At 73.6% G+C, this 13,097-nt stretch carries 12 protein-coding genes; 9 read left to right on the top strand and 3 right to left on the bottom strand.

The genetic code is table 11. The features are described 5' to 3' along the window. The first annotated feature begins 31 nt into the window (after window positions 1-31). Window positions 32-661, top strand: coding sequence for a CGNR zinc finger domain-containing protein (locus ACIBK8_RS01485; RefSeq protein WP_399039462.1), 630 nt, complete (start codon window positions 32-34; stop codon window positions 659-661). On the opposite strand, the gene sodX is transcribed toward ACIBK8_RS01485, so the two are convergent. Further along, the gene (gene sodX / locus ACIBK8_RS01480; RefSeq protein WP_399039783.1) at window positions 565-1,011 is read right to left on the bottom strand and encodes a nickel-type superoxide dismutase maturation protease; all 447 of its coding nucleotides are present in this window, start codon (window positions 1,009-1,011) and stop codon (window positions 565-567) included. The two genes, ACIBK8_RS01485 and sodX, sit on opposite strands and share 97 nt — an antisense overlap. A gap of 180 nt (window positions 1,012-1,191) precedes the next feature. On the opposite strand from sodX, the gene sodN reads away from it, so the two are divergent. Together sodN and ACIBK8_RS01470 are read left to right on the top strand one after the other, a co-directional pair. After that, a complete protein-coding gene (sodN, locus tag ACIBK8_RS01475; protein WP_393682557.1) occupies window positions 1,192-1,587 on the top strand; it encodes a superoxide dismutase, Ni in 396 nt (131 codons plus the stop codon). Window positions 1,588-1,839: 252 nt separating this feature from the next. Continuing rightward, entirely contained in the window at window positions 1,840-4,062 is a 2,223-nt protein-coding gene (locus tag ACIBK8_RS01470) for an HAD-IIB family hydrolase (protein WP_399039461.1), read from the top strand. A 72-nt stretch (window positions 4,063-4,134) separates the two neighbouring features. Here ACIBK8_RS01470 and ACIBK8_RS01465 read toward each other — a convergent pair whose 3' ends face one another. Next, window positions 4,135-5,115, bottom strand: a complete 981-nt coding sequence (locus ACIBK8_RS01465) for a LysR family transcriptional regulator (RefSeq protein ID WP_399039460.1) — start codon at window positions 5,113-5,115, stop codon at window positions 4,135-4,137. A 193-nt stretch (window positions 5,116-5,308) separates the two neighbouring features. Between ACIBK8_RS01465 and snpA the strand changes: the two genes are divergently transcribed. The 3 genes from snpA (at window position 5,309) to ACIBK8_RS01450 (ending at window position 8,177) form a co-directional block, all read left to right on the top strand. Continuing rightward, window positions 5,309-5,968 (top strand): snapalysin, encoded by a 660-nt coding sequence (gene snpA / locus ACIBK8_RS01460; protein WP_399039459.1) that lies wholly within the window; start codon window positions 5,309-5,311, stop codon window positions 5,966-5,968. A 189-nt stretch (window positions 5,969-6,157) separates the two neighbouring features. Beyond that, a complete protein-coding gene (locus ACIBK8_RS01455) occupies window positions 6,158-6,916 on the top strand; it encodes a FadR/GntR family transcriptional regulator (RefSeq protein ID WP_399039457.1) in 759 nt (252 codons plus the stop codon). After that, window positions 6,909-8,177 (top strand): CynX/NimT family MFS transporter, encoded by a 1,269-nt coding sequence (locus ACIBK8_RS01450; protein ID WP_399039456.1) that lies wholly within the window; start codon window positions 6,909-6,911, stop codon window positions 8,175-8,177. The genes ACIBK8_RS01455 and ACIBK8_RS01450 overlap by 8 nt, the downstream gene beginning before the upstream one ends. A gap of 31 nt (window positions 8,178-8,208) precedes the next feature. On the opposite strand, the gene ACIBK8_RS01445 is transcribed toward ACIBK8_RS01450, so the two are convergent. Beyond that, window positions 8,209-9,297, bottom strand: coding sequence for a magnesium and cobalt transport protein CorA (locus ACIBK8_RS01445; protein ID WP_399039781.1), 1,089 nt, complete (start codon window positions 9,295-9,297; stop codon window positions 8,209-8,211). Window positions 9,298-9,434: 137 nt separating this feature from the next. Between ACIBK8_RS01445 and ACIBK8_RS01440 the strand changes: the two genes are divergently transcribed. The 3 genes from ACIBK8_RS01440 (at window position 9,435) to ACIBK8_RS01430 (ending at window position 13,097) form a co-directional block, all read left to right on the top strand. After that, window positions 9,435-10,463 carry a helix-turn-helix transcriptional regulator gene (locus ACIBK8_RS01440; RefSeq protein WP_399039455.1) on the top strand — a complete coding sequence of 343 codons (1,029 nt, stop codon included), beginning with the start codon at window positions 9,435-9,437 and terminating at the stop codon, window positions 10,461-10,463. A gap of 103 nt (window positions 10,464-10,566) precedes the next feature. Next, window positions 10,567-10,752 (top strand): hypothetical protein, encoded by a 186-nt coding sequence (locus ACIBK8_RS01435; RefSeq protein WP_399039454.1) that lies wholly within the window; start codon window positions 10,567-10,569, stop codon window positions 10,750-10,752. Then, the gene (locus ACIBK8_RS01430) at window positions 10,749-13,097 is read left to right on the top strand and encodes a heavy metal translocating P-type ATPase (protein WP_399039453.1); all 2,349 of its coding nucleotides are present in this window, start codon (window positions 10,749-10,751) and stop codon (window positions 13,095-13,097) included. Before ACIBK8_RS01435 ends, ACIBK8_RS01430 begins: the two co-directional genes overlap by 4 nt.

Below are 13,097 nucleotides of genomic sequence, written 5' to 3'. Positions count from 1 at the left end.
CACCCTAGACCGCGCACGGTAAGGACTACAAGTGGAACTGGCCTATTACTCGGATTATGCCGTGCGGCTCGTCAACACCGAGGAGCCCGAGCGCGGCGGCGACTCCCTCACCTCCGTCGACGCCGTACGGGACCTCTTCGGCGCGGCCCAGGGCGCCGCCCGCCGCGCCACCGACAGCGACGTCACCCGGCTGCGGGCGGTCCGCGCCCGGCTGCGCGCCGTCTTCGAGGCGGCCGACTCCGGGGACGAAGTGCTGGCCGTGGACCTGCTCAACGCCCTGATGATGGAGTTCCCGGTCAGCCCGCAGATCTCAGGACACGAGTACCGGGACGAGGACGGCCGCCCCGACTGGCACATGCACATCGCCGACCAGGCCGCCAACGCCACCGCCGGCTTCACCGCGACCGCCTGCATGGGCCTGGCCTTCCACCTCACCGAACTCGGCGTCGACCGCCTCGGCATCTGCGAGGCGCGGCCCTGCCGCAACGTCTACCTCGACACCTCGACCAACCGCTCCCGGCGCTACTGCTCCGACCGCTGCGCGACCCGCGCCAACGTCGCCGCCTACCGCGCCCGCAAGCGCCTGGAGACCGAACGGTCCGCCCGCAGCGGTCGCACCGCCGACAGCGCCCAGGCGACCACGGCGAGCGGCGAGCGCTGAATCCCGCGCGGCGACCGCACCCGCACCCGGGCGCGCGCGATGACCAGCTCGTCGGGCACCGTGCCGAACTCCCGGCTGTCGTTGACGACATAGGGGTTGTCGCCCCGCACCCACCAGCCGCCGTCGCGGCGCTCCACGGCCCGCTTCACGATCAGCAGGTCCTGCCGGAACGGGTGCCGCACCACCACCACGTCACCCGGCCGCACCGCGGCGCCGTACTGCACCACCAGGTGGTCACCCGGCCGGAGGGTCGGCACCATCGACGGGTTGTAGACCTCGGCGAGCCCGAACTTCCCCGCAGGCCCGCGGCGCCCGCGCCCCGCCCCGCGCTCCCGCACCGCTTCCGGCACCCGTGCCTCCCGCCCCGGCCCGTTCACGGGTCCGTCGTTCCGCCAGCTCACCGTTCCATCCTCCATCAGTCCCGGCCGCGTACCGGACTTTCGCCCTAAGCCCCCCGGGCCGCCCGAGAAAACCCTTCCCGCACCGAGTAATCTCGCACCTGAGAAGACGATCACGAGGAAGGACTGAACATGCTTTCCCGCCTGTTCGCCCCCAAGGTGAAGGTCAGCGCCCACTGCGACCTGCCCTGTGGCGTGTACGACCCCGCCCAGGCCCGCATCGAGGCCGAGTCCGTCAAGGCTGTCCAGGAGAAGTACCAGGGCAACGAGGACGCGGACTTCCGCACCCGCGCCGTCCTGATCAAGGAGCAGCGCGCCGAGCTGGCCAAGCACCACGTTTCGGTGCTGTGGAGCGACTACTTCAAGCCGCCGCACTTCGAGAAGTACCCGGAGCTGCACCAGCTGGTCAACGACACCCTCAAGGCCCTCAGCGCCGCCAAGGGTTCGAACGACCCGGCCACCGGCCAGAAGGCCCTGGACTACATCGCCCAGATCGACAAGATCTTCTGGGAGACCAAGAAGGCCTGATCTCCGGCCAGGCCGTCCGCCTGCGGTTTCGCGGGCCGGATCGCCTCCCTGTCCGCACCCGGTCCACCGGTCGCCGAGCACGGCGTCCGTCGTGGACCGGGTGCGGTCTTCTTTGCGCCCGGGGACGGGCCGACGAGGACAGGCCGACGGGGACGGCCGCCCTCCCGTGAGCGCCCGGGGCGGAGCGAAATGTTTCGGTCAAGTGCCGTTCCCGCAGCGGCCGTTCGCGCGCGGCCCCCTTAAAGTCACGTCATGGAAACACGTGGTGACGCGCCTTCTCGTCCAGGGGCGGACGCGGAGCCGGTCCACCGGCGGCAGGACGCGGGCCACGGCGCGCCGCGGGCCGACGGGCGGCACACCACGTGGGCCGCGCCGGCTGACGGTGAGAGCCGAGTGCTGGTGACCGACCTGGACGGCACGCTGCTGGGCGGCACCGCGGCGGACCGGCGCCGGCTGCGTGAGGCGCTGGAGCGGCATCCCGAGATCACCCTCGTCTTCGCGACCGGCCGCGGCCTGCCGTCCGTCCAGCAGCTCCTGGCCGACGACCCGTTGGTCCCCGCGCCGCGGTGGATCATCTCCGACGTCGGGGCGAGCGTGGTGGACGCCACCGACCTGGCCCACGTCGACGCGCTGGAGAGCCGGCTGCGCACCGGCTGGCCGGGGGCGGCGCGCGTCCGGGCGGCCCTGGCCCGCTTTCCCGGCCTCGTCCACCAGAGCGAGGTGGTCCAGAGCGGTCGCTGTTCGTTCTACCTCCGGCCCCAGGACCTCACGCGGGACCTCACCGACGCGGTGACGGAACTCGGCTGCGCCTGGGGGTACTCGGCCGACCGCTACTTCGATGTGCTGCCGCCCGCCGCGGACAAGGGCAACGCCGTGCGGCTGCTGGCCGGCGCACTCCGGTGGCCGATGACGTCGGTCCTGGTGGCGGGCGACTCGCTGAACGACCTCTCGCTCTTCGGGATCGGCGCCCACGGCGTGCTGATGGGCAGCGCAGAACCGGCGCTGGAGGCGCAGGTCGCGCACCGTCCCGGCGTCCACGCGCCCCGCCTGGAGGGGGCGGCGGCGATCCTGGACGCGCTGCACCGCCTGGGCTGGGTGGCGCGCCGCTCCCCGGTCGTGATCGGCTACCACCGCCCGCCCGTGCGCTGGGCCGACGGGCGGTGGCAGCAGCCGCTGAGCCCCAACGGGATACTGCCCACCCTGTGCGGCCTGTTCACCGCTGACACCGATCCGCTGGATGCCGTCTGGGCCACCGCGCTCGTCGACGACGAGGGCCGCGAGCCCCGTCCCACGACACAGCCGTCCGCGGTCCCGCTGGCGTTCCTGCCCGTCCCGCCCGACCGGTGGGCCCGCTATTTCCACTCCGCGTGCAAGGAAACCCTGTGGCCCGTGCTGATGTCCCAGCCAGGACGGATGCGCGACGATCCGGGGGCCTGGGCCGACTACGAGGCGGTCAACGCGGCGTTCGCGCAGCACATCGGCGTCCACGCGGAGCAGGGAGCGACGGTCTGGCTGCACGACTACAACCTGTGGCTCGTCCCCGGCATCCTGCGCGCCGCGCGGCCCGACCTGCGCGTGGGCCTCTTCCACCACACGCCCTTCCCGCCGCCCGCCACGTTCGCCCTCCTCCCCCACGCCGCACAGCTGCGCGCCTCGCTCGCCTGCCTGGACTGGGCCGGCTTCCACACCGCCGACTTCGCCCGGCACTTCGCGCAGACCCTCGCCCCCGGCGGACGCGTCCCCCGCACCGGCGTCCACCCGCTGGGCGTCGACCGCCGCGCCATCGCGGACCTCGCCCGCTCCCGCCCCCGGCCTGCCTCGCGCGACGACGGATCGCTGCTGGTGCTGTCCGTGGAACGGCTCGACTACGCCAAGGCGCCGCTCCAGAAGATCCACGCCCTGAACGCCCTGTTCGCCGGCCACCCCGGCATGCGGGGGCGGGTGCGCTTCCGTCTGGTGTGCCCGGCGCCCGAACCGGGTCTCCGCGCCCACGACGACACCCGCGCCCGGCTCGAAGACGCCGTCGCCGAGCTGAACCGCGCCTGGCGCACTCCCGGTTGGGAGCCCGTCGAATTCCTTCCCCGGTGCCTCCCGTTCCCCGACGTCGTCGACCACTACCTGGCGGCCGACGTGTTCTGGGTGACCTCTCTGGCCGACGGCATGAACCTCACCGCCAAGGAGTTCATCGCCGCCCAGGACGCCACCGGGCGGCACGGCGTCCTGGTCCTGTCCCGGCACGCCGGGGCCGCCCGCCAACTCGCCCCCGCCGCCCTGCTCACCGACCCCAGCTCCCCCCAGGACCTCACCCGCACGCTCCACCGCGCGCTCACCATGACGGCGGAGCAGCGCGCGTCCCACATGGCGCGGCTCGCCGGTCTCCTCGACCCGGAGGAGCCCGACCGGTGGGCGCGGCGGATCATCACCGCCATCCATGCCGCCGCCGTCCGGGAGCCGTCGCCGGGTGACGCCCGCTGAGCCGACGTGGCTCGCCAGGCGCGGCGGGACGGCTCCGACGAGGGTGATCCGGCGGGGAGTTGACGCCCCGCGTCAGGTGGCGACCGGCAGCGGCCCGTCGTGCCGGCCGAGCCAGGCGCGGTAGGCCGCGCTCGCCCAGGCGATCTCCATGTACGAGGCGGTGAGGTCGGCGAAGAGGGCTTCGGCGGGGGCGGCGAGCACGGCGTCCCGGCGGCAGGCCATGAACAGCCGGACGGCCAGCGGGTCGCCGCGCAGCGGGCGGATGTCCATGCCGTGCCGGGGGCGGGAGGTGGGCTGGCAGGGGGTGACCACCTCGCCGGCGGCGACCAGGTCGGCCGCGGTGAGGTAATCGCCGTGCACCACCCGGGGGTTGACGCCGGCCGCCGCCCAGATGCGGCGCAGTCCGGCCCATTCGCCGTCCACGGTCGGGTCGACCATCCACGGGTCGCCGGCCAGGTCGGTCAGCTCGACGATCTGCTTCGCGGTGGCCGGATGGGTCTCCGGCAGGGCGATGAACTGCGGTTCCCTGGCGATCAGTTCGTGTTCGACCAGGTTCGGCGGGACGCGCAGCGGGGCGCCCTCGACCTCGTGGACGAAGGCCACGTCGAGCTGTCCCGCCGCGACCATCTGCAGCAGCGCGTTGGCCGAGACGTCGGTCCGTATGGTGGGTTCGGTGCCGGGCAGCCGCAGCCGCAGGCGGCGCAGCCAGCCGGCCACCGCGCGGCTGCTGGTGCTGCCGATGTGCAGCCGGGCGCCGCGGTCGCTGACGGATGCCGAGGCGATCTCGTCGACCAGGGCCCGCATGTCGGCCACTATCGGGCGCGCCCTGGAGAGCACCACGTGCCCCAGCGGCGTCGGCCTGCTGCCCGTCGACTCGCGGAAGAACAGCTGGCCGCCCAGGGCCTTTTCGATCCGGTGGAGCTGGGTGGTCAGGGAAGGCTGGGTCATGCCCAGCTGCCGGGCGGCTTTCCGCACGCTGCCGTGGTCGGCGACGGCGCACACTGCGCGAAGGTGCCTCACCTCAAGCTCCACGCCGGGAGCATAACGAGGCATGGACGCGTCACACCAGCCTTCCAAAACGGCAGGAACTCCCCTATTTCCCAGGGGTATTGACCGGCGCTATCGCCACCTGGCATCTCCGCCCCGTGGGTGAACTGCCCCCAGACTCAGCGGCACCAAGAAATCCGGGGCCCCGGCCGCCGCCCCACACGGCGGCCGTAGCCCTCGGAAATTAAGGAGCCCCCACATGAGATCTCCCAAGACGGCGCTGTCGGCAGCGCTCGGTCTGGGCCTCGCCGCCGCACTCACCGCCGCGGTGCCGGCAGCGGCGACCACCGCCTCCCCCTCCTCCCACAGCACCCGCGCCTCGATCGCGGCCTACACCGGCTCGGCCGCGGAGAAGGCCGACACCAAGGCGTTCTTCGAGGCCGTCATGAAGTCGGCCAAGGCCAAGATGAAGGCGCACCCGAACGCGGCGTCGGTGACCGTCACTTATGACGCGAGCGCCGCCCCGACGTTCAAGGGCCAGATAGGCGAGGCCGCGCAGATCTGGAACAGCGCGGTGAGCAACGTGAAGCTCCAGGAAGGCAGCGGCGGCGACTTCCAGTACAAGGAGGGCAACGACCCGCGCGGCTCGTACGCCAGCACCGACGGCCACGGCAGTGGCTTCGTCTTCCTGGACTACCAGCAGAACCAGGAGTACAACTCCACCCGCGTCGTGGCGCACGAGACCGGCCACGTGCTGGGCCTGCCCGACCACTACGAGGGTCCGTGCAGCGAGCTGATGTCCGGCGGCGGCCCCGGCCCGTCCTGCACGAACACCCAGCCGGACGAGAACGAGCGCGCCCAGGTGGACCAGCTCTGGGCGAACGGCCTGGCCGGCCTGCACTTCGGCAAGGCCGCCTGACCTACCGCGCAGAAGCACGCGGCGGGGCTCTTCCCGGGCCCCGCCGCGTACGCGTGCGCGGAGTTCCGGGGCAGGTCACGGGAGCCCCGGTCGTTTGACAGCCGCAAACATGGGATGTTCCCATCTCCGGGAGAATTCGGTGAGCGTCCGCTGATCCATGGGGCGCCGTGACACGGAGGACGGCGTTCCATGCCCCTGCGCAGCACCGCCAGGACCAACCTGGTCGATCTCGTCATCGAGCAGATGGAGACGCTGATCGCCGACGGCGAATGGCAGGTCGGGACGAAGATCCCGCCGGAACCCGCCCTGGTCGAGCAGCTCGACGTGGGCCGCAACACCGTCCGCGAGGCGGTCCGCGCGCTGGTCCACACCGGGATGCTGGAGCCGCGCCAGGGCGACGGGACCTACGTCCGCGCCAGCAGCGACTTCGGCGCCGCCGTCCAGCGCAGGCTGCGCAGGGCGGAGAGCCTGGAGGCGTACGAGGTGCGCGCCAGCCTGGAGCGGGACGCGGCGCGGCATGCCGCACGGCGCCGCACGGACGAGGACCTCGCCGCGCTGCGCACCGTGCTGGACGAGCGCCTCGTGGCCTGGCGCGCCGGCGACACCGCCGCCTTCATCGACGCCGATGTCCGCTTCCACCAGACGATCGCGCAGGCCGCGCACAACACCGTGCTGGCCGAGCTGTACGCCCATCTCACCGATGCGCTGCGCGGCACGCTGGAGGCGGTGCTCGGCGCGCATCTGCCCGACGCGGTGCACTACCAACTCGACGCGCACACCGCCCTCGTCGACGCGATCGAGGCGGGCGACGCCGAGGCCGCCGAGCGGGTGGCGCTGGCGCATCTCACCGAAGCGATGGACGCGCTGCGGGGCGCGGCGGGCGGCACCGATGCCGCGCCCGGCGCCCCGCGGACACCGCACGACACAGGAGACGACGACCATGCCTGATCCGGGCCCGACGGCCACCGAAGGACCGATAGCCACCGTCGCGGAAGCACCCGCGGCGCCTGCCACGCCCGCACCCGGCGTCACCGGCAGGCGCGCCCTGTACGTCGCCGTCGGCGTCGTGCTGCTGGCGCTCAACCTCCGCCCTGCGCTGGTCGCGGTCTCCCCGCTGGCCGGGACGATCCGCGAGGACAGCGGGATGTCGGCGGCGGCCACCAGCCTGCTCACCGCGCTCCCGCTGCTGTGCTTCGGCCTGCTGGCGCCCGTCGCGCCGCGGCTCGGCCGCAGGTTCGGCATGGAGCGTTCGCTGCTCGGCACGATGGTGCTGATCTGCGCCGGTACCGCGCTGCGGCTGGTGGACTCGGTCGTGGCGCTGTTCGCGGGGACGGTGGTGATCGGCGCCGGTATCGCGGTCGCCAACGTGCTGCTGCCCGGCCTGATCAAGCGGGACTTCCCCACCCGTTCCGGGCTGATGACCGGCCTCTACTCGATGTCGCTGTTCGGCGGCGCCGCGCTCGCCGCGGGGGTCACGGTCCCGGTCCAGCAGGCCGCCGGGCTCAGCTGGCAGGCCACGCTGGCCTGCTGGGGCTCGCTCGCGGTCCTGGCGATCGTCTTCTGGCTGCCGCAGCTGCGTGCGCGTACCCGCGTTTCCGCCGCGTCGGCCCGGCAGGCGGCGCATCCGGTGCGCGGTCTGTGGCGCGACCCGCTGGCCTGGCAGGTCACCGGCTACATGGGCCTGCAGTCGCTGAGCTACTACGCGGCGGCTGCCTGGCTGCCGACCGTGCTGGAGGACGCGGGCATGTCGGCGGGCGACGCCGGCTGGATGCTGTCCTTCTCGTCCCTGCTGGGCATCGCGGGCTCGTTCCTCGGTCCCGTCATCGTCGGGCGGCGGCTGCGCGCCGGCGTGCTGGCGGGCATCGGCGCGCTGCTGTGCGCGGCCGGTTTCACGGGGCTCCTGGCCGCGCCGGTCGGCGGGGCGTACGTCTGGATGACGCTGCTGGGGCTCGGCCAGGGTGCCGCGATCAGCCTGGCGCTGCTGTTCATCGTCCAGCGCGCGCCGGATGCCCGGCACACCGCGCAGCTGTCGAGCATGGCGCAGTGCTTCGGCTATGTCCTCGCGGCCACCGGGCCCGCCGTCCTGGGCGCCGTGCACGACGCGTCGGGGAGCTGGACGGTGCCGATCGTGGTGCTGCTGGTGCTGCTGGTGCCGCAGATCGTGGTCGGCTGGGGCGCGGCACGGCCGCGGCACGTCGCGGGGCGGTAGCACCCGGGGGCGGCGGCTGCGGCCGTCGCCCCTACAGCCAGCCGTTGCGCTTGAAGCCGCGGTGGATGGCCCAGCAGAGCAGCAGGGTCACACACACGACCAGCGGGTATCCGAAGGTCCAGTTCTTTTCCGGCATGTACGTGAAGTTCATGCCGTAGATGCCGCAGACCATGGTCGGCACCGCGAGGATCGCGACCCAGGCGCTGATCCGGCGCATGTCCTCGTTCTGCGCCACGGTGACCTGCGCGAGGTGCGCCTGGAGTATGGAGTTGAGCAGTTCGTCGAAGGACGTGATCTGCTCGATGACCCGGTCGAGGTGGTCGGCGACGTCCCGGAAGTACGTGGTGATCCGCAGGTCGACGAAGGGTGTCGACCGGGCGGCCAGCGCCTGGAGCGGCCGGTCCAACGGGGCGACCGCGTGCTTGAGTTCGAGCAGCTCGCGCTTGAGCTGGTAGATCCGCCCGGCACCGCGACCGCCCCGCACGGCGGCGAAGACCTCGCTCTCGACGTCGTCGATGTCGTCCTGGACCGCGGCGACGGCGTCGAGGTAGTCGTCCACCACGAGGTCGGCGATGGCGTGCAGCACGGCCGACGGGCCGATCGCCAACTGCTCGGGCTCGCTCTCCAGTTGCTCGCGCAGCGGCCCGAGCGAACCGTGCCCGCCGTGCCGGACGGTGATCACGAAGTCGGCGCCGGTGAAGACCATGATCTCGCCGGTGTCCACCACCTCGCTGGTGTCGGTGAGCTGGTCGTGCTCGACGTAGCGGACGGTCTTGAAGACGGTGAACAGCGAGCCGTCGTACTGCTCCAGCTTGGGCCGCTGGCGGGCGTACACCGCGTCCTCGACGGCCAGCGGGTGCAGCCCGAACAGCTCGACGATCCCGGCGAACTCGGTCTCCGATGGCTCGTGCAGGCCGATCCACACGAAGCCGGAGCCGGATTCCCGCACCCGGCGGATCGCCTCGTCGGCCGGGTGGTCGCCGCGCTGGCGCACGCCGTCCTCGTACACCACGCAGTTGACGACGGCGGAGCCGAGCGGCGAGCGGGCGGGGTGGCTGAGGTCGACTCCGCGGGTGCGCGGCTGCGGCAGCCGGACGGCCCGGCGGAGGTTGCTGATCATCGACACCGGGACAGTATGGCGCGCGGCGCCCGGCGTGGGTACGGCGCAGCCCGGGATTTCCCGGCCCGCGCGGGGCGCCCGCGGCGGCGTGGGACGCCCGGTCCCGACCCTCGCGCCCCACACGCATCATGGACGCCATGAGTGAGACTTCGGCACGGCTGCTGCGGCTGCTGTCCCTGCTCCAGACCCCCCGCGAATGGCCGGGCAGCGAGCTGGCCGCCCGGCTCGGCGTGACCGCGCGGACCATCCGCCGCGACGTCGAGCGGCTGCGCGATCTCGGCTATCCCGTGCACGCGACGCGGGGCGCGGTGGGCGGCTACCGGCTGGCGGCCGGCCGCGCCATGCCGCCGCTCCTGCTGGACGACGAGGAAGCGGTGGCCATCGCCGTCGGGCTGCGCTCGGCGGCCACCCACACCGTGACGGGGATGGCGGAGGCGTCGGTACGGGCGCTGGCCAAGCTCGAACAGGTGCTGCCCGCCCGGCTGCGGCGGCGGGTGGGCACGCTCGGCACCGCGACCGTCCCGATGCCGGCGGACGGCGCCCCGACCGTCGACCCCGGCCACCTGACCGCTCTGGCCGCCGCCATCACCAACCGGGAGCGGCTGCGCTTCCGCTACCGGACCGGCACCGGCGAGGCCACCGCCCGCCTCGTCGAACCGCACCGGCTGGTCGCCGCCGGCCGGCGCTGGTACCTCGTGGCGTACGACAACGACCGCGAGGACTGGCGGATCTTCCGGGTGGACCGGCTGGCCGAGCCCTTCCCCACCGGGGCGCGCGTCCCGCCGCGCGAGCTGCCGGCCGCCGACGCGGTCGCCTACGTCCAGGAGCGGATGCGGGGGATGGCGTCGGGCCACCGGGCGGTGGCGACGGTCTGCGCACCGGCCGACGAGGTCACCGCGCGCCTCGGCGGCCCGGCGGCGGGCGACGTCGAGCCGCTCGGCCCCGGGTCCTGCCGGGTGCGTCTGACACCCGACACGCTGGAGTGGCTGGCGCTCCGGCTGGCCCTGCTGGGCTGCGAGTTCACCGTGCACGAGCCGCCGGAGCTGGCGGCGTACCTGCGCGAGATGGGCGGCCGGGTGACCCGGGCCGCGGGGGCGGGAGGGGCGGACGGGGCCGCGGGGACGAAGCCGGACGGGCCCGGTGAGGTGACGCGGGGCGACGGATGAAGGCCGTGCGGGAATACCCCTAGGGGGTATAAGGTTGTTCCTGATGGACGCCGGACACCGCCGCCGTCCCCGCCTTCCGGGAACTCCCGATGAGGAGAACGCCATGACGCCCCCGACCACACAGGTCACGCTCGGCGGCTACGCGCTGGTCCTGCTCGTCGTCCTCGCCGCCGGCTTCGGCATCGGCCGCGCGGCCGGCACCGACCCCGCCCCGCAGCGGGCACCCGCGCCGCACTCGCAGACATCCCCGCAGCACGCCCCGCACGCGCACCCCGAGGAGCAGTCATGACCACCGCGGTCGGAGAGCAGCACATCGAGCTGGAGATCGGCGGCATGACCTGCGCCTCGTGCGCGGCCCGCGTCGAGAAGAAGCTCAACCGCATGGAAGGCGTCACCGCCACCGTCAACTACGCCACCGAGAAGGCGAAGGTGGAGATCGCCGACGGCAGCGGACTCGACACCGCCGACCTGATCGCCACCGTCGAGAAGACCGGCTACAGCGCCGCCCTGCCCGAACCCCCGGCCCCCGCGCCGTCCACCCCCGACGACGACACCCACACGCCGGGCCAGGCGGCCGACGCGCTCGCCCCGCTGCGGCAGCGGCTGCTCACCTCGCTGGTGCTGTCCGTCCCCGTGGTGCTGATGGCGATGGTTCCGGCCCTCCAGTTCACCAACTGGCAGTGGCTGTCCCTGACCCTGGCCGCCCCCGTGGTGGCGTACGGGGCCTGGCCGTTCCACCGCGCCGCGTGGACCAACCTCCGCCACGGCGCGGCCACCATGGACACCCTCATCTCGATGGGCACCCTCGCCGCGCTCGGCTGGTCGCTGTGGGCCCTGTTCTTCGGCACCGCGGGCATGCCCGGCATGACGCACCCCTTCGAGCTGACCATCGCCCGCACCGACGGCAGCGGCAGCATCTACCTGGAGGCCGCGGCCGGCGTCACCACCTTCATCCTGGCCGGACGCTACTTCGAGGCCCGCTCGAAGCGGAAGGCGGGCGCCGCGCTGCGCAGCCTGCTGGAACTGGGCGCCCGGGACGTCGCGGTGCTGCGCGAAGGACGGGAAGTCCGCATCCCCACCGCGCAGTTGGCCGTGGGCGACCACTTCGTCGTACGCCCCGGGGAGAAGATCGCCACCGACGGCCGGGTACTGGAGGGCTCGTCCGCCGTGGACGCGTCCATGCTCACCGGCGAGTCCGTCCCCGTGGAGGTCTCCCCCGGCGACACCGTCACCGGCGCCACCGTCAACGCGGGCGGCCGGCTGGTCGTCGAGGCCACCCGGGTCGGCGCCGACACCCAACTCGCCCGGATGGCGCGGCTCGTGGAGGACGCGCAGAACGGCAAGGCCGCGGCCCAGCGGCTCGCCGACAAGATCTCCGCGGTCTTCGTGCCGGTGGTCATCGCCCTGGCCGTCGGCACCCTCGGCTACTGGCTCGGCAGCGGCGCCGGCGCGTCGGCGGCCTTCACCGCGGCGGTCGCGGTGCTGATCATCGCCTGCCCGTGCGCCCTGGGCCTGGCCACCCCGACCGCCCTGATGGTCGGCACCGGACGCGGCGCCCAGCTCGGCATCCTGCTCAAGGGCCCCGAGGTCCTGGAGAGCACCCGCGCCGTCGACACCATCGTCCTGGACAAGACCGGTACGGTCACCACCGGCGTGATGACGCTGACCGGCGTCCACCTCGCCGACGGCACCGCGCGCGACGAGGCGCTGCGGCTGGCCGGCGCGCTGGAGCACGCGTCGGAGCACCCGATCGCCCGTGCCATCGCCACCGCCGCCGAAGAGGCAGGTCAGGGCCGCCCGCTGCCGGTCCCCGAGAACTTCGCGAACGTACCGGGCCTCGGTGTCCAGGGCGTCGTCGAAGGCCGGGCCGTCCTGGTGGGCCGCGAGCGCCTCCTCGACGACTGGAGCCTGCCGCTGCCGCCGGAGCTGGCCGCGGCCAAGGCGGAAGCCGAGGCGGCGGGGTCCACCGCGGTCGCCGTGGCCTGGGACGGCGCGGCGCGTGCCGTGCTCGTCGTCGCCGACGCGGTCAAGCCCACCAGCGCCGAAGCGGTCCGCAGGCTGCGCGCGCTGGGCCTGACCCCGGTGCTGCTGACCGGCGACAACCGGGCCGTCGCCGAAGCGGTCGCCGCCGAGGTCGGCATCGACGAGGTCATCGCCGAGGTGCTGCCGCAGGACAAGGTCGCCGTCGTCGAGAAGCTGCGCGCCGATGGCCGCTCGGTCGCCATGGTCGGCGACGGCGTCAACGACGCCGCGGCCCTCGCCACCGCCGACCTGGGCCTGGCCATGGGCACCGGCACGGACGCCGCCATCGAGGCGGGCGACCTGACCCTGGTCCGCGGCGACCTGCGCACCGCCGCGGACGCCATCCGGCTCGCCCGCGCCACCCTCGGCACCATCCGCACCAACCTCTTCTGGGCCTTCGGCTACAACGTCGCCGCCCTGCCGCTGGCCGCCGCCGGTCTGCTCAACCCGATGATCGCGGGCGCCGCGATGGCCTTCTCCTCGGTCTTCGTCGTCGGCAACAGCCTGCGCCTGCGCCGCTTCCGGCCGCTGGCGGACGACCACGGCGTACCCGCGGAGCCCGTCCGCCGGACGGGACGGACCGACCGGGAGGCCGCCGAGACCCCCCGGTAG

The organism is Streptomyces sp. NPDC050161 (genome assembly GCF_044460025.1).
Lineage (GTDB): Bacteria > Actinomycetota > Actinomycetes > Streptomycetales > Streptomycetaceae > Streptomyces.
Note: the sequence above shows the minus strand (reverse complement) of the source record. Positions and strands in the feature narration are given on the sequence as shown.